The organism is uncultured Psychroserpens sp. (assembly GCF_947494225.1).
Taxonomy (GTDB): domain Bacteria; phylum Bacteroidota; class Bacteroidia; order Flavobacteriales; family Flavobacteriaceae; genus Psychroserpens.
In genome coordinates, this window is sequence record NZ_CANLUG010000001.1 from 641,488 (window position 1) to 657,928 (window position 16,441).

9 protein-coding genes are annotated in these 16,441 nt (G+C 36.0%); 8 read left to right on the plus strand and 1 reads right to left on the minus strand.

All coding sequences use genetic code 11. The features are described 5' to 3' along the window. The first annotated feature begins 230 nt into the window (after window positions 1–230). The 6 genes from Q0893_RS02900 to Q0893_RS02925 all read left to right on the plus strand — a co-directional run bounded on the left by Q0893_RS02900 (window position 231) and on the right by Q0893_RS02925 (window position 6,917). Window positions 231–1,295 carry a rhodanese-related sulfurtransferase gene (locus Q0893_RS02900; RefSeq protein ID WP_298901043.1) on the plus strand — a complete coding sequence of 355 codons (1,065 nt, stop codon included), beginning with the start codon at window positions 231–233 and terminating at the stop codon, window positions 1,293–1,295. Window positions 1,296–1,447: 152 nt separating this feature from the next. Continuing rightward, entirely contained in the window at window positions 1,448–2,623 is a 1,176-nt protein-coding gene (locus Q0893_RS02905; protein ID WP_298901042.1) for a regulatory iron-sulfur-containing complex subunit RicT, read from the plus strand. After that, window positions 2,610–3,113, plus strand: coding sequence for a gliding motility lipoprotein GldH (locus Q0893_RS02910; RefSeq protein ID WP_298901041.1), 504 nt, complete (start codon window positions 2,610–2,612; stop codon window positions 3,111–3,113). Before Q0893_RS02905 ends, Q0893_RS02910 begins: the two co-directional genes overlap by 14 nt. Window positions 3,114–3,115: 2 nt before the next feature. Then, on the plus strand, window positions 3,116–5,473 hold the full coding sequence (locus Q0893_RS02915; protein WP_298901040.1) for a transglycosylase domain-containing protein: 2,358 nt from the start codon (window positions 3,116–3,118) through the stop codon (window positions 5,471–5,473). Between the two features lie 86 nt (window positions 5,474–5,559). Beyond that, the gene (locus tag Q0893_RS02920) at window positions 5,560–6,261 is read left to right on the plus strand and encodes a CoA transferase subunit A (RefSeq protein ID WP_298901039.1); all 702 of its coding nucleotides are present in this window, start codon (window positions 5,560–5,562) and stop codon (window positions 6,259–6,261) included. A gap of 2 nt (window positions 6,262–6,263) precedes the next feature. After that, on the plus strand, window positions 6,264–6,917 hold the full coding sequence (locus tag Q0893_RS02925; protein WP_299272338.1) for a CoA transferase subunit B: 654 nt from the start codon (window positions 6,264–6,266) through the stop codon (window positions 6,915–6,917). Between the two features lie 386 nt (window positions 6,918–7,303). Here Q0893_RS02925 and Q0893_RS02930 read toward each other — a convergent pair whose 3' ends face one another. After that, complete coding sequence (locus Q0893_RS02930; RefSeq protein ID WP_299272339.1) at window positions 7,304–8,995, minus strand: ABC transporter ATP-binding protein; 1,692 nt, start codon at window positions 8,993–8,995, stop codon at window positions 7,304–7,306. 167 nt (window positions 8,996–9,162) lie between these two features. Here Q0893_RS02930 and Q0893_RS02935 point away from each other — a divergent pair, with 167 nt between their 5' ends. Further along, entirely contained in the window at window positions 9,163–11,385 is a 2,223-nt protein-coding gene (locus Q0893_RS02935; protein ID WP_298901036.1) for a M43 family zinc metalloprotease, read from the plus strand. Window positions 11,386–11,614: 229 nt separating this feature from the next. Then, window positions 11,615–16,327: an immunoglobulin-like domain-containing protein gene (locus Q0893_RS02940; RefSeq protein ID WP_299272342.1), complete on the plus strand. Its 4,713-nt coding sequence runs from the start codon at window positions 11,615–11,617 to the stop codon at window positions 16,325–16,327. The last annotated feature ends 114 nt before the right edge of the window (window positions 16,328–16,441 follow it).

Below are 16,441 nucleotides of genomic sequence, written 5' to 3' on the forward strand. Positions count from 1 at the left end.
CGCATTAGGTGTTTCAGTTACTGTCCACGTAAACAGTAATTGTAAAGCCGATGGAGGCTAACTCGTATTAGTTTTAAGATAAACATTTTAAAATATTAATAACGAGTTAGTCCTCAAAAAAGCCCTTTAGAAAGTCTAAAGGGCTTTTTTATTACAAGCATTTGATATTCTTTGAAAAAGAATATCTTTGCATTTTAAAATAATCTTTTTAACCTTAAAATTAGTATAGCATGCAACTGTACAATAACTTAAGTGCTAAGGAAAGAGCCGAACTTATTGAAAAAGCGGGAAAAGAACGCTTAACAATCTCTTTCTACAAGTACGCCAAAATTGGCAATACCGAAATTTTCAGAAATCATTTGTTTTTAGCGTGGGACGAACAAGATGTTCTAGGTAGAATATACGTGGCTCATGAAGGAATTAATGCCCAACTTTCTGTTCCAGCAGAAAACTTTGAAACATTTAAAAATCACTTAGATACTATTACATTTTTAGAAAATGTAAGATTAAACATTGCTGTTGAGCATGATAATTTTGCATTTTTAAAACTGAAAGTTAAAGTGCGTAAAAAAATAGTGGCAGACGGATTGAACGACGATACGTTTGATGTCACAAATAAAGGGGTTCATGTAGGTGCCGAACAATTCAACAATCTTATTGAAGATCCCAATACTGTTTTGGTAGATATGCGCAACCACTATGAAAGTGAAATAGGGCATTTTAAGAACGCTATTACTCCAGATGTTGATACGTTTAGAGAGTCGTTAGATTTAATAGAAGAAGACTTAAAGGAACATAAAGAAGACAAGAATTTAGTGATGTATTGCACTGGAGGGATTCGTTGTGAGAAAGCGAGTGCATACTATAAACATAAAGGATTTAAAAATGTATTCCAGCTGGAAGGCGGAATTATTAACTACGTGAGGCAGGTTGAAGCCAATGACTTAGAGAATAAGTTTTTAGGTAAGAATTTTGTTTTCGATCAAAGACGATCTGAACGCATAAGTGAAGACGTTATTGCCAATTGTCATCAGTGCGGCCAACCTGCAGATATGCATACGAATTGTGCTAATGAAGCTTGTCATCTTTTATTTATTCAATGCGCATCTTGCAAAGAGCACATGGAGAATTGCTGTTCGACCGCATGTATGGAAGTAAATAGACTTCCTTATGATGAACAAAAAGCGCTAAGAAAGGGGCAAGGAAATAGCAATGACATATTTAAAAAAGGTAGAGCAGATCACCTGCCTTATAAAAAGGATTTGAGAAATATTTTCGATTCATTTTCGAAATAATTAATAGACCTAAGTATCCTTCTGATTTTATAAAAGTAGCAGCTAGATATGCATTTATTTTACTTAATAAATAATAGTATCTTTACATTTCAAAATAAATACTAATTGTCATTCGACAACTATTTGAGTTGCCGAATTATATATAAAATTTCATGAGTTGTAACAGTTGCTCAACTGGAAAAGACGGACAACCAAAAGGATGTAAAAACAATGGAACTTGCGGTACAGATAGCTGCAACAAACTAACTGTTTTTGATTGGTTGGCCAATATGTCATTACCACAAGGACAAGAGCCTTTTAAGGGTATAGAAGTGCGTTTTAAAAATGGACGTAAACAATACTATAAAAACACAGAAAACCTCACACTTAGTATTGGAGATATTGTAGCTACGCAAGCCAAATCTGGTCATGATATCGGGATGGTGACTCTTACAGGAGAATTGGTAAGAGTTCAAATGAAACGTAAAAAAATCAATATTGATGACGAAGAAAATGTCTTAAAAATTTACCGTAAGGCAAGTCAGAAAGATATTGATATTTGGTCTTCTGCAAGAGATAAAGAAGAACCAATGAAAGTCAAGGCAAGGCAATTTGCTATTGATTTAAAACTTCAAATGAAAATCTCCGATATTGAATATCAAGGAGATGCTAGCAAGGCAACATTTTATTATACAGCCGAAGAGCGAGTAGATTTTAGAGAATTAATTAAAGTATTTGCGCGTGAATTTAGAACGCGTATTGAGATGAAACAAGTAGGTTTTCGCCAAGAAGCCGCAAGACTTGGAGGTATTGGTTCTTGTGGTAGAGAATTATGTTGTTCTACTTGGCTTACCGATTTTAGATCTGTAAGTACATCTGCAGCGCGATACCAACAACTTTCTTTAAACCCGCTTAAACTAGCTGGACAATGTGGGAAACTGAAGTGCTGCTTAAATTATGAACTCGATGCTTATTTAGATGCTCTGAAGGCTTTCCCAAAAACCGAAACACGATTATATACCGAAAAAGGTAAAGCAGTTTGTCAAAAAACAGACATCTTTAAAGGCCATATGTGGTATGCCTATGAAGGAGAATGGATGAATTGGCATAAATTAACTACAGAACAAGCGAATGAAATAATTGAGAAGAACAAGCGTAAAGAAAAAGTGGCGAGCCTAGAAGAATACGCCTCTGAACTTATTGAAAATACTAAAACAGAGTTTGAAAACGTTGTTGGTCAAGATAGTTTAACGCGTTTTGATAATCCAAAACGTAAAAACAAACGTAGAAATAATAAAGGGAAGCAAAGACGTCGTAATAAATCAAAAAATAACAATGCAAAAAAATAAGTATTGGTTCATTGGTTTACTCATTGTAATTATTACAGTGTCTTGTGACGCTAATAGAGTGTTTGATGAGTACAAATCTGTTCCAGACCAATGGGATAAGAATAATGTTATTGAGTTCAAAGTAACTCCGCCAGATTCTACTAGTAATTACAACTTATTTGTTAACCTAAGAAATACAGAAGATTTTAAATACAGCAATTTATTTCTTATTGTAGAACTTAACTATCCTAACGGAAAGACCTTAGTCGATACATTAGAATACGCAATGACAAATCCAGATGGCACCTTTTTAGGTACGGGATTTACAGACGTAAAAGAAAATAAATTGTGGTACAAAGGACATAAAACTCCTTTTGTTTTTAATGAACAAGGAGAGTATACAATCAATATACAACAAGCCATGAGACAAAATGGTAGTGTTGATGGTATTGATAAATTGGAAGGCATCACAGATGTTGGTTTTAGAATAGAGCATGCGCAAACACCTTGATTATGGCAAAGAAAACGACAGCAAAAAAGAAATCTACAAATAATTCAACTCAAGATTTTTCAAAATATGTTCGACGATTTTGGATGATTTTTACTGGAGGTGTTATCGCTTTTTTTTCCATGTTTTTACTAGCATCATGGGGACTTTTAGGCGATATGCCAGACCATACCATTCTTGAGAACCCTAAAACATTTTTAGCAACTGAAATTATTTCATCAGATAATAAGACTTTGGGAAAATTCTATTTAGATGATAATAGAACTCCTGTAGATTATGATGAATTACCTAAAAATTTGGTTGATGCTTTAGTCGCTACAGAAGATATTAGATATTATGATCACGCCGGAATTGATGTTCGAGGAACGCTAAGAGCAATATCAAAATTAGGAAGAGGAGGAGGAGCTAGTACTGTGTCTCAACAATTGGCAAAACAACTTTTTACAAAACAAGTTTCATCTAACAAATTTCAAAGAATCTTTCAAAAAGTTAGAGAGTGGGTAATTGCCATTCGTTTAGAACGCCAGTACACCAAAGAAGAAATTATAGCGATGTATTTTAATATTTATGACTTTGGAAATAATGCAGATGGTATTAGAAGCGCTTCTCGGATTTACTTTGGAAAAGAGCCTAAAGACCTCGACTTAAAAGAATCGGCAATGCTGGTAGGAATGTTTAAAAACTCATCTTTATACAATCCAATACCATCGCGTAATCCTGTTGGAGTAAAGAATAGACGTAATGTTGTTCTAGCTCAAATGTATAAGTACGAGTACATTTCCGAAGCCTTAAAAGATAGCTTACAGGCTAGAGAATTAGACTTAAATTTTTCGCCGGAAACGCATCGTGAAGGAACAGCAACTTATTTTAGAGCTTATTTAGATAAGTTTATGAAAGAATGGATAAAAAACAATCCAAAGCCAGATGGCTCAAAGTATAATTTGTATAATGACGGACTCAAGATTTTCACAACTATTGATTCGCGAATGCAAAAGTATGCCGAAGATGCTGTAGCTCTTCATATGCCTAGACTTCAGGCCGAATTTGATAATCAAAACACACCTGATCGAAATAAAACAGCGCCTTTTTTAGAATTGGATAAAGACGAGATAGAAGATTTAATGAACCGAAGCATGTCAAGGTCAGAACGTTGGCGTGTTATGAAGGCAAATGGTAAATCGGAAAAGGAGATCAGAGATTCGTTTTATAAGCCTGCTCAAATGAGCATATTTGCATGGAAAGACGGCAAGCCTAGTGAAATAGATACCGTTATGAAACCTATCGATTCTATGCGTTATTATAAGTCATTCTTGCAACCAGGAATGATGTCTATGGATCCACAAACAGGACATGTTAAAGCATGGGTTGGAGGAATGAATTATAGACATTTTCAGTATGATCATGTGAAACAAGGTAAACGGCAAGTGGGATCTACGTTTAAACCATTTGTATATGCTACAGCCATAGATCAGTTACATTTATCGCCTTGCGATACAATTCCAAGACAACAGATTACTATTGAAGCTAATAAATATGGAAACCCAGAGCCTTGGACTGCGAAAAACTCAGATGGACGCTATGACGGTTTCTTGTCTCTAAAAGATGCTTTGGCCAATTCTGTTAATACAGCAACAGCACGCTTGATGGATAAAGTTGGACCAGAACCTGTGATTGATATGGCTCGAAATTTAGGCGTAGATTCAGATATCCCTCCTGTGCCAGCTATTGCTTTGGGGACACCAGATATTAGCGTCTATGAAATGGTAGCTGCTTACTCTACTTTTGCTAATAAAGGAGTTTATAACAAACCAGTTATGGTAACGCGTATAGAAGATAAAAATGGCACAATATTGTATCAATTTACCCCAGAAACTAAAGACGTCTTAAGTGCAGAAGTGGCATATACAACGGTAAACTTAATGGAAGGGGTTGTACAGTCTGGTTCTGGAAGCAGATTAAGAGGTAGCTGGAGAGCAAATCAAACATTATATAAAGAAATAATTACGGGATACCCTTACGAGCTTACTAATCCAATAGCAGGTAAAACAGGAACAACTCAGAACCAAAGTGACGGTTGGTTTATGGGAATGGTTCCAAATTTAGTTACAGGTGTTTGGGTTGGTGCCGAAGATAGAGCAGCACATTTTAAGACCATTGCTTATGGTCAAGGGGCTTCAATGGCACTTCCAATTTGGGGATTATACATGAAGGCGTGCTACGCAGATAAAGACCTAGGCATTTCTAAAGAGAGTTTTGAAAAGCCAGCAGACCTTTCAATAGAAGTAGATTGTAGCAAATGGAAAGGCAATGATGGTGAAGGGAAAGACCCATCAGACGAATTGGAAGATGTGCTCGATTTTTAAAGCACAATTTTATTATAAAATCACAAGCCATTCATTTTTGAATGGCTTTTTTATTTTGTAATTTTCCAATGCTAAATTAAAGACAAATGATTAGTAAAAAAGTAGCTAATGTTCAAGAAGCATTACAAGGTGTTTCAGATAATATGACCTTTATGTTTGGTGGTTTTGGGCTATCAGGAATACCAGAAAATTCTATTGCAGAATTGGTGCGTTTAGGCGTTAAAGGACTTAAATGTATCTCTAATAATGCTGGCGTTGATGATTTTGGACTGGGATTATTGTTACAAGGAAAGCAAATAGATAAAATGACCTCTTCGTATGTAGGAGAAAATGATGAGTTTGAAAGACAAATGTTGTCTGGTGAATTGGAAGTAGAGTTAATTCCTCAAGGAACGTTAGCCGAGCGTTGTAGAGCTGCACAAGCAGGCTTTCCAGCAGTATATACACCTGCTGGTTATGGAACGGAAGTTGCCGATGGAAAAGAAACCAGAGAATTTGATGGTAAAATGTATGTTTTAGAGTATGCATTTAAAGCCGATTTTGCTTTTGTAAAAGCTTGGAAAGGTGACGAAGCAGGTAACCTTATTTTTAAAGGAACTGCCAGAAATTTTAATCCAAATATGTGTGGTGCTGCAAAAATTACTGTAGCTGAGGTTGAGGAACTTGTTCCTGTTGGAACTTTAGATCCAAACCAAATACATATTCCAGGCATATTTGTAAAACGTATCTTTCAAGGAGCACGTTATGAAAAACGAATTGAACAAAGAACTGTTAGACAAAGAGATTAATTATGTTAGATAAAAACGGAATCGCAAAACGCATTGCCAAAGAAGTTCAGGATGGATACTACGTTAATCTTGGTATAGGCATCCCAACATTGGTAGCCAATTATGTTCGCGATGATATAGAAGTAGAGTTTCAAAGTGAAAACGGCGTACTAGGAATGGGACCTTTTCCTTTTGAAGGAGAGGAAGATGCCGATATTATTAATGCAGGAAAGCAAACAATTACAACATTACCTGGAGCTAGTTTTTTCGATTCAGCTACGAGTTTTTCAATGATAAGAGGGCAGCATGTAGATTTAACCATTTTAGGAGCTATGGAAGTAGCTGAAAATGGAGATATTGCTAATTGGAAAATCCCAGGGAAGATGGTAAAAGGTATGGGAGGCGCAATGGATTTAGTTGCAAGTGCCGAAAATATTATTGTTGCCATGATGCATACCAATAGAGCAGGTGCGTCAAAACTATTGAAGCGTTGCTCATTGCCATTAACGGGAGTTGGTTGTGTTAAGAAAGTGGTAACTAATCTTGCTGTTATGGAAGTAACAAATGAGGGGTTTAAACTTTTAGAGCGTGCTCCAGGTGTATCTGTTGAAGATATTGAAAACGCCACCGAAGGCACTTTAATTATTGATGGCGATATTCCTGAGATGATATTATAAAATTAGCAATTACTAAAAAATTTAAGCCACTTATGTAAGTGGCTTTTTTGTTTTCATAAGAAATATTTGCTTTAAAAAATGTAAGATTTTTCTGTTTATCACCTTATGAATGTTAAAAAACAATGCATTTCATCGATTTTTTATGTGTTTTAACTGATTAATTGAAAATAAGTTTCATATTAGCAAAACCAAATCGAAACAACCAAATTTACAATTAACCAATATTTATGATTTGCCCCAAATCTATCATAAATTTTAACTGAATGAACTTTTTTGCCCCAAATCTACCAAAACCTACACCTACTGAAAACAAGTTTACAGCTGGTTTTCAAAACACTCTAAGATTGCTCAAAAACATCTTAACCCTAACTAAAAAAATATTCATGCTATAATCCTTTCGGGATAGCATGAATAAGTTTTTTAGTGTATTCCTTTTTTGGATTGCTATAAATAATATCGGCATCATCCATTTCCTCAATTTCACCTTTATTCATAACCACTAGTTGATCTGACATGTATTTAACCACTGCTAAATCATGAGATATAAAAATATAGGTGAACCCATAATTTTGCTTTAACGTATTTAATAAGTTTAGTACTTGCGCCTGAACAGAAATATCTAGTGCAGAAACAGACTCGTCACAAATAATGAGCTGAGGTTCTAAGGCTATAGCTCTAGCAATACCAATACGCTGTCGTTGCCCGCCTGAAAATTCATGTGGATAGCGATTAAAATAACTATCATCTAAACCTACTTTCAAAAGTAATTCTAGAACCTTAGCTTTTCTATCGTTATCATTGCTTCCAATATCATGAACTTTCATAGGCTCCATGATAGCGTTACCCACAGTAAGCCTAGGATTTAGTGATGCATAAGGATCTTGAAATATAATTTGAATATCTTTTCGAAGCTGTCGCATCTTGGACTCAGATAGCGTCGTAATGTCGTTACCTTTATAGATAATGGATCCAGCTGTCGCTGGATTCAACTGTAAAATAGCATTTGAAAGCGTAGATTTTCCACATCCAGATTCACCCACTAGTCCTAAGGTTTCTCCTTTATATAGTTTAAAAGATACTTGGTTAACTGCTTTAAATACATTTGGTTTTGAAAACCAACCTGATTTTGAAAGGAATTCTTTTTCAAGATTAATAACTTCCAAAAGAGGAGGTCTACTGTAAATCTTTTTATGATTTTGAGCTCTTTCTTCCGAAGTTATAATTTCAGAATTTTGCGAATCATTCATGAAATCATCAATTGTTGGTAATTGTTTTAACCTGTCGTCCATAGAGGGCCTCGAATTAATCAAGGCTTTAGTATATAATTCCTTTGGAGATTTAAAAATTTGCGAAACTGTACCTTGTTCTACAATATCACCTTTATACATAACAGCAATACGATCTGCAATTTCCGAAACCAAGGACAAATCGTGAGAAATAAAAATAATACTCATTTGCTCTTCTTTCTGAAGTTGTTTGAGAAGCGTTATAATGTCTTTTTGCACTGTAACATCTAATGCTGTTGTAGGCTCATCTGCAATTAAAATCTTGGGTTTACAAGCAATGGCCATAGCTATCATAACGCGCTGTTTTTGTCCACCCGAAATTTCATGAGGATAAGCACCATAAACACGCTTAGCTAAGGGTAACTTTACTTTTTCAAAAAGCGATAATGTTTCTGCTGTGGCTTCAGATTTTGATAGGCTTGTATGTTGAAGCAGTATTTCAAGAACTTGTTTTCCACACGTCATAGAAGGGTTTAGAGAACTCATTGGTTCTTGAAAGATCATCGCAATCTCTTTTCCTCTTATGTGTTGCAGTGCCTTCTGGCTTAAGGTTGTTAAGTTACGACCATTAAATTCAATACTACCTTGAGTTATTTTTGAAATGGTCTTTGGTAGTAAACCTAAAATAGCCATGGATGATACAGATTTTCCAGAACCAGACTCTCCTACAATTCCTAAAATTTCATTTGGATATAATTGATAAGAGATATTGTGAATTATTTTGTTCTCTGTGCCTTCAGAAAAAAAAGAAACAGACAAATTCTTTATATCAAGTAATTTAGGATTCTCCATAGGTAAATGTAGTCATTTTCTGGTACTAATTTACGGAAAAACCGTAACCAAAAAATATATGGTTGCGCTTCAACGAAAACGTTATCGTTAAATTTTGATATTAACAAAATTTTAATACTTTCACGAGCGAAAATTCAAAATAAACACTAATTTTTTAAACAATTAACATGAAAAAAACAATTACTCTTACACTATTGTGCTTTCTATCAATGTGTTCCGTTTTTGCTCAAGACATTCTTGAACGAAATTGTGGAGCGATGGAAAATCTAGAACTTAGAAAACAGCAAGATCCTAGTCTTGAGGCTCGAATGCAGGAAATTGAAACCTTTACACAGAATAAAGTTCAAGAAATGCAAATGAATAGGGTTGATGGAAGCATCATTACTATTCCGGTGGTAGTACATGTTTTATATCGTAATAGCACTGAAAACATCAGCGTGGCTCAAATTCAATCTCAATTAGATGTATTAAATGAAGATTTTAGACGTACTAACCCTGATGCTGATAATACTTGGTCTCAAGCCGCAGATACGGAAATTGAGTTTTGTTTAGTGACGGTAGATCCAAATGGTAATGCAACAACAGGTATTACCAGAAAATCCACTACTAGACAAGATTGGGGAACTAGTGATGATATGAAAAGATCATCATCTGGAGGTGTTGATCCTTGGAATACAAGCGAATATTTAAATATGTGGATAGTACCAAAAATGACAAGCGGTGGACGAACAATTTTAGGTTATGCACAATTTCCAGGTGGGAATGCATCAACTGATGGGGTTGTTATGGCTTATAACTATTTTGGAAGAGTAGGAAACGTTACAGCTCCTTTTGACGGTGGACGTACAACGACGCATGAAGTTGGCCACTACTTTAATTTACGTCATATTTGGGGAGATTCTAATTGTGGAAACGATTTTGTTGCAGATACACCAACGCATCAAACATCAAATGGAGGATGTCCTGTAGGTCAAGTATCTTGTGGATCTACAGATATGGTACAAAATTATATGGATTATACTAATGATTCATGTATGAACCTATTTACGCAAGGTCAAAAAGACAGAATGCGTGCTGTTTTAGAGGCAGGAGGGGTAAGAAGAAGTTTGGCATTATCTGACAAATGTGGTGGTGGAGCACCAACACCAACATGTACAGATGGTATCCAGAATGGAGATGAAACAGGAATAGATTGTGGAGGTTCATCTTGTGCACCTTGTCAAACAGCTTGTTCTGATAATGAAGTTAATTTATCAATTACTTTCGATAACTATCCGGAAGAAACAGCTTGGACGCTTACTAATAGTGGTGGTCAAACAGTAGCATCTGGAGGAACATATGGTAGCCAAGCAGATGGTTCTACATATACTGAAGATTTATGTTTACCAGATGGATGCTATACATTTACAATTACAGATGTTTATGGTGATGGTATCTGCTGTTCTTACGGAAATGGATCTTATAGCCTTACAGGTTCGTCAGGTGTATTAGCATCAGGAGGATCATTTACAAGTTCTCAAGCCACAGATTTCTGTTTAGGAGGAGCACCTGCACCAACATGTACTGATGGAATTCAAAATGGAGACGAAACAGGAGTAGACTGTGGAGGTTCATCTTGTGCACCTTGTTCAACACCAGGAACAACTGTCTTAAGCGAAGGATACTTCGAGTCTGGATGGGATGGATGGTCTGATGGCGGAAGTGATTGCTTCAGATATAGTGGTTCAAATTCTTATGAAGGTAACTACTCAATTAGATTAAGAGACAACTCAGGAACGGCTTCAGCAATGACATCTTCAGCTTTTGATTTAACACCTTATGATCAAGTAGAAGTTGAATTCTATTTCTACGCAAACAGTATGGAAACTGGAGAAGATTTCTGGTTGCGTTACTACAATGGATCGTCTTATAGTACAGTAGCATCATATGCTAGTGGAACAAACTTTAATAACAATACATTCTATACGGCTACAGTGACATTAAACGCATCTGATGTTAACTTTGCATCAAATTCTAGATTTAGATTCCAGTGTGATGCATCAGCTAACGCAGATCAGGTTTATATAGATCAAGTAACTATTAGAGGTATCAATGGTTCGGGTAGAGTAGATACTATTAGAGCACTTGGAACCGATCACAGACCAGATAATTCATTTATGTCTGAAGAAGATTTCATTATTTATCCTAACCCTGTAAAAGGAAACACATTATTTGTTAAGTTATCTAATAATGAAAATGCAACATATAGAATTTTAAATATGTTAGGACAAACGATGATGAAAGGAGATTCTGTAAAAGAAATCAACGTGTCTAGTTTGAAATCTGGAATGTACTTCATTGAAGTTAACGACGGAGAAGAAACAATGACTAAAAAATTCATTAAGCAATAAACACTAACCGTTTACTTAATGCTAAAAGTCCAGATGTAAATCTGGACTTTTTTTTATTCTATATTTTGTTTGTAGGACTAATCTGAAAAGCAATTACGGAAAAACCACAAATCTTGCATATAATTGAGAATTTTAAGGATTTTGATATGGAGATTACAGTAAATTATAATTAACTTCAATGGAGTTTATAGAAAATTTTAAGCTATTAATCATTAAAAACACTTCACAGATGAAACTTAAATTAGGGATCCTCATTTTCATAATGAGTTTTAATTTTGCGATGTCACAGAACAAGACGTTTTGGCAAAAAGAATCAATTGACAATTCAAGAACTATTAAATCAAGTAAATTAAATTTGCCAAAAACGCAAACATTTACTTTGAATATCGAAGCCTTAAAACAGGCGTTGGTTAATGCACCTCAAAGAGAAGCACTTCATAACAATTCTTCTGGTATAATTTTATCTTTTCCAAATGATCAAGGTAAACTAGAACGCTTTAAAGTTGCTGAAGCTTCTGTATTTAGCCCAGAACTACAAGCTAGATATCCAGATATTAGATCGTATGTAGGACAAGGTGTTGACGATCCAACTGCAATTATTAGATTTAGTATCTCGCCTAAAGGTTTTCAAAGTATGAGGCTATCGGCTTATATGCCTGCCACATTTATTGAAGCTTTAACAGATAATGCGTCTCACTATACTGCATTTAAAAGAGCAGATAAAATCAACTTTAATGATGATTTTGAATGTGAAGTTACAGAGAGTATGAATAAACGTTTAAATGTAGGAGATGATAGCGCCATGAGAAATGCCGATGACTCCATTTTAAGAACGTATAGATTGGCAGTATCCGCAACAGGGGAATATACCAACTATCATGGAGGAACAAAAGCATTGGCTCTTGCGGCAATTAATGCTACAATGACAAGAGTAAACGGTATTTACGAAAGTGATTTTAATGTAACGATGATACTTATAGGTAATACTGATGATGTCATTTATACAAATTCAGGATCAGATCCCTACGGAAACTCTACAGGCGGTTACAATGGTCAATTACAATCTACTTTAACTAACGTAATAGGCGAAGCTAACTATGATGTTGGTCACTTATTTGCAAACCTTCAAAATAATGGTAATGCAGGATGTATTGGTTGCGTTTGTGTTAATGGACAAAAAGGAAGTGGATGGACTTCTCATACAGTACCTGAAGGCGATCCATTCGATGTAGATTATGTAGCGCATGAATTGGGACATCAGTTTGGAGGAAATCATACATGGACGCATGGCGGAAACGAAGGAACTAACGTACAAATGGAACCTGGAAGTGGATCTACAATAATGGGGTATGCAGGTATTACAGGAGCTACTGATGTTCAATCTAATAGTGATCCTTATTTTCACGCAGCTTCTATAGAACAGATTACAGATTATATAAAAACCACGAGTTGTCAAACAAATACAAATACAGGTAACGCCGTACCAACTGTTAATGCGGGTTCAAATTATACGATTCCAAGAGGAACTGCATTTGTTTTAGATGGCTCTGCAACCGATGCGGATGCTGGTGATGTATTAACATATTGCTGGGAACAAATGGATGAGAATAATGCCTCTACAACGAACCCAAGCGTTAATGCAACGTCAGGTGTGGCATTTCGATCTTTTAACCCAACTACTGATACAAAAAGATATTTCCCAAGATTGTCAACAATCAAAACAGGAGCAACTTCTTGGCAATGGGAAGCTGTTCCGAATGTTGCTCGAAACTTAAATTTTAGATTGACAGTTAGAGACAACCAAGCTGGTGGTGGAACCAATAATAGTGACGATATGGTTGTCACTGTAAATGGTACCGCTGGCCCATTTGTTGTTAACTCTCCGAATACAAATGTTACCTGGAATGCGGGAACAACGCAAACGGTTACTTGGAATGTTGCTGGAACTACTGGAAATGGTGTTAATGCAGCAAATGTTGATATATTCCTATCTACAGACGGCGGAGACACATACCCAATAGCATTAGCATCTGGTGTTCCTAATGATGGCTCACACGATATTTTAGTTCCAAATAATCAAGGAAATCAAAATAGAGTAATGGTAAGAGGAGCAAACAATATTTTCTTTGATATTTCGAATTCTAACTTTACTATTGCTGGTCAAGTGGTTTGTAATGCAGATATTCCTACTGGTCTTGCGGCCTCTAATGTGGCTACAACGACTGCAACTTTAAGTTGGAATGCAGTGCCAGGAGCAACTTATGATTTGAGATATCGTCAAACTGGAACATCGACATGGACAACAACTGCTGTGACTGGAATCTCGTCAAATATTTCTGGGCTTACAGCGCTTACACAATATGAAGCTCAAGTAAGAAGCAAATGCTCTGGTGGAAGTAATTCTGCTTATAGTGCTTCAGTGAATTTCACAACTACAGATGTACAATTGAATTATTGTGATTCGGCAAGTACCAATGTGAATGATGAATTTATTAGTAGAGTACAATTAAATACAATTGATAATGCTTCTGGTGCCCAATTTTACTCTGATTTCACAAGTATATCAACAACACTAACGAAGGGAACTCAATATACAATTTCTATTACGCCAACATGGACAGGGACTTTATATAATGAAGGATATTCAGTATGGATTGACTATAATAGAGATGGAGATTTTTCAGATGCTGGAGAGCAAGTATTCTCTCAAGCACCTACGCAAACAACACCTGTTAGCGGAAGTTTCACAATACCAGCTGGTGCTGTAGAAAACTCTACTCGAATGAGAGTATCTATGAAGTACAACGATATCCCTGATGCATGTGAAACAACATTTACATATGGGGAAGTTGAAGATTATACAGTTATAATTCAAGGGTCTGGACCAGATACTGAAGCTCCTGTTATTACTTTAAATGGAGCGTCAACAATTAACCTAGAGTTGGGAGATTCGTATTCTGATCAAGGTGCTACGGCTTCGGATAATGTCGATGGAGATTTAACCTCTAGTATTGTCGTTGGTGGTGATACTGTAGACACTAATGCAGTAGGAACGTATGTTATAACTTATAATGTAAGTGATGCTGCAGGAAATGATGCTACAGAAGTAATACGAACAGTTACTGTAAATCCAGATTCTACAGCTCCGGTAATTACTTTAATAGGAGCCGCAACAATTAATTTAAATGTTGGCGACACCTATAACGAACAAGGTGCTACTGCGTCAGACAATATAGACGGCGATATTTCAGCAAATATTGTAATTGCAGGAGATGCCGTAGATACAAATAATGCGGGAACTTACGTTGTAACCTATAATGTTAGTGATGCTGCAGGAAATGCTGCCGCTCAGGTTATAAGAACTGTTAATGTTACTGCAGATACAACAGCTCCGGTAATTACTTTAATAGGAGCTGCAACAATTAATCTAACCGTTGGTGACACTTATAACGAGCAAGGAGCTACAGCAACCGATAATATTGATGGCGATATTTCGGCAAATATTGTTATTGGAGGAGCTACCGTTGACACGAATACCGCAGGTAGTTATGTCGTGACTTATAATGTTAATGATGCTGCAGGAAATGCCGCAACTCAAGTTATTAGAACTGTGAATGTGTCCGAACCATCATCTGGATGCTCTGGCGGGATTTCAACATTCCCTTATTCTGAAGGTTTTGAAAATACGCTAGGAGGATGGACGCAATCAACGGCCGATGATATCAACTGGACTGTTGATGCCAATGGAACACCTTCAAATGGTACAGGTCCATCTAGTGCAACTCAAGGAACATACTATGTTTATGTTGAAGCATCTGGGAATGGTACAGGTTATCCTAATAAACGTGCTATTTTGAACTCGCCATGCTTTAATTTATCTGGATTGACTGAAGCTACTTTTAGTTTCAAATACCATCAGTTTGGTTCTAATGATATGGGAAGCATTGATTTAGAAATAAGTGATGATGATGGTGCGAGCTGGACATCCATTTGGAATAGTACAGGAAACCAAGGAAATTCATGGTTAACCGCAAATGTTAGTTTAAATGCCTACACAGGAGGTAGTGTACAATTGCGTTTCAATAGGCTCACAGGAAGTACATGGCAAGCAGATATAGCAATTGATGATGTTAGCCTAATCGAAGGTGAAGTTGTTGTAGAGAGTTGTTCTGGAGGAATAACGTCATTCCCATACTCCGAAGGATTTGAAAACACGTTGGGTGGATGGACGCAGTCATCGGCTGACGATTTAAACTGGACTGTTGATGCTAATGGAACACCATCGAATGGTACAGGACCATCAAGTGCAAATGAAGGAACTTATTATATCTATGTTGAGGCTTCTGGTAACAATACAGGCTACCCAACAAAGCAAGCTATATTAAACTCTCCTTGTTTTGATTTAAGCGGACAGGCTTCAGCGAGTTTTAGTTTTAATTACCATCAATTTGGTTCATCAGATATGGGAACTATTAATTTAGAGGCTAGTAATGATAATGGTGTAAGTTGGGTAAGTATCTGGAACAGCTCAGGTAACTTAGGAAATTCTTGGCAGTCGGCTAATGTTAGCTTGTCTTCATATGCTGGAGGAAGTGTTCAACTGCGTTTCAATAGAGTAACGGGTGGTACTTGGCAAGCAGATATTGCAATTGATAATGTTAGACTGATTACTGCTCAATCTAAAGGAGAGACGTCAAGACCAGATATAGCTAATGTTAAAGACATTACACTATACCCTAACCCGGTTAAAGGCGATTTATTAAACGTGAAATCTGATTACTCTAACCTTAACTATGAGATTTATAATATGGTGGGGCAACTTGTTGGAAAAGGAATCGTTAAAAACGATGCTATTAATATAAGTGAACTTGATGGAGCCATCTATCAAATTATATTTACCTTGGAAGATGAAACGTTGACAAAACGATTTATAAAACAATAGAGATACCAATTAACTTTAAAAAGTCCAGATCACGTATCTGGGCTTTTTTTTTGTGACATACAACAAAAATATGAGTCTAATAAAGAGATTATCAATACCTTGTATATATTAATG

Excerpts from the sequence above, each read along its gene's own strand:
- Q0893_RS02935 (WP_298901036.1), top strand. The coding sequence starts at position 9,163 with ATGAAAAAAACAATTACTCTTACACTATTGTGCTTTCTATCAATGTGT.
- Q0893_RS02915 (WP_298901040.1), top strand. The coding sequence starts at position 3,116 with ATGGCAAAGAAAACGACAGCAAAAAAGAAATCTACAAATAATTCAACT.
- Q0893_RS02905 (WP_298901042.1), top strand. The coding sequence starts at position 1,448 with ATGAGTTGTAACAGTTGCTCAACTGGAAAAGACGGACAACCAAAAGGA.
- Q0893_RS02940 (WP_299272342.1), top strand. The coding sequence starts at position 11,615 with ATGAAACTTAAATTAGGGATCCTCATTTTCATAATGAGTTTTAATTTT.
- Q0893_RS02920 (WP_298901039.1), top strand. The coding sequence starts at position 5,560 with ATGATTAGTAAAAAAGTAGCTAATGTTCAAGAAGCATTACAAGGTGTT.
- Q0893_RS02930 (WP_299272339.1), bottom strand. The coding sequence starts at position 8,995 with ATGGAGAATCCTAAATTACTTGATATAAAGAATTTGTCTGTTTCTTTT.
- Q0893_RS02910 (WP_298901041.1), top strand. The coding sequence starts at position 2,610 with ATGCAAAAAAATAAGTATTGGTTCATTGGTTTACTCATTGTAATTATT.
- Q0893_RS02900 (WP_298901043.1), top strand. The coding sequence starts at position 231 with ATGCAACTGTACAATAACTTAAGTGCTAAGGAAAGAGCCGAACTTATT.
- Q0893_RS02925 (WP_299272338.1), top strand. The coding sequence starts at position 6,264 with ATGTTAGATAAAAACGGAATCGCAAAACGCATTGCCAAAGAAGTTCAG.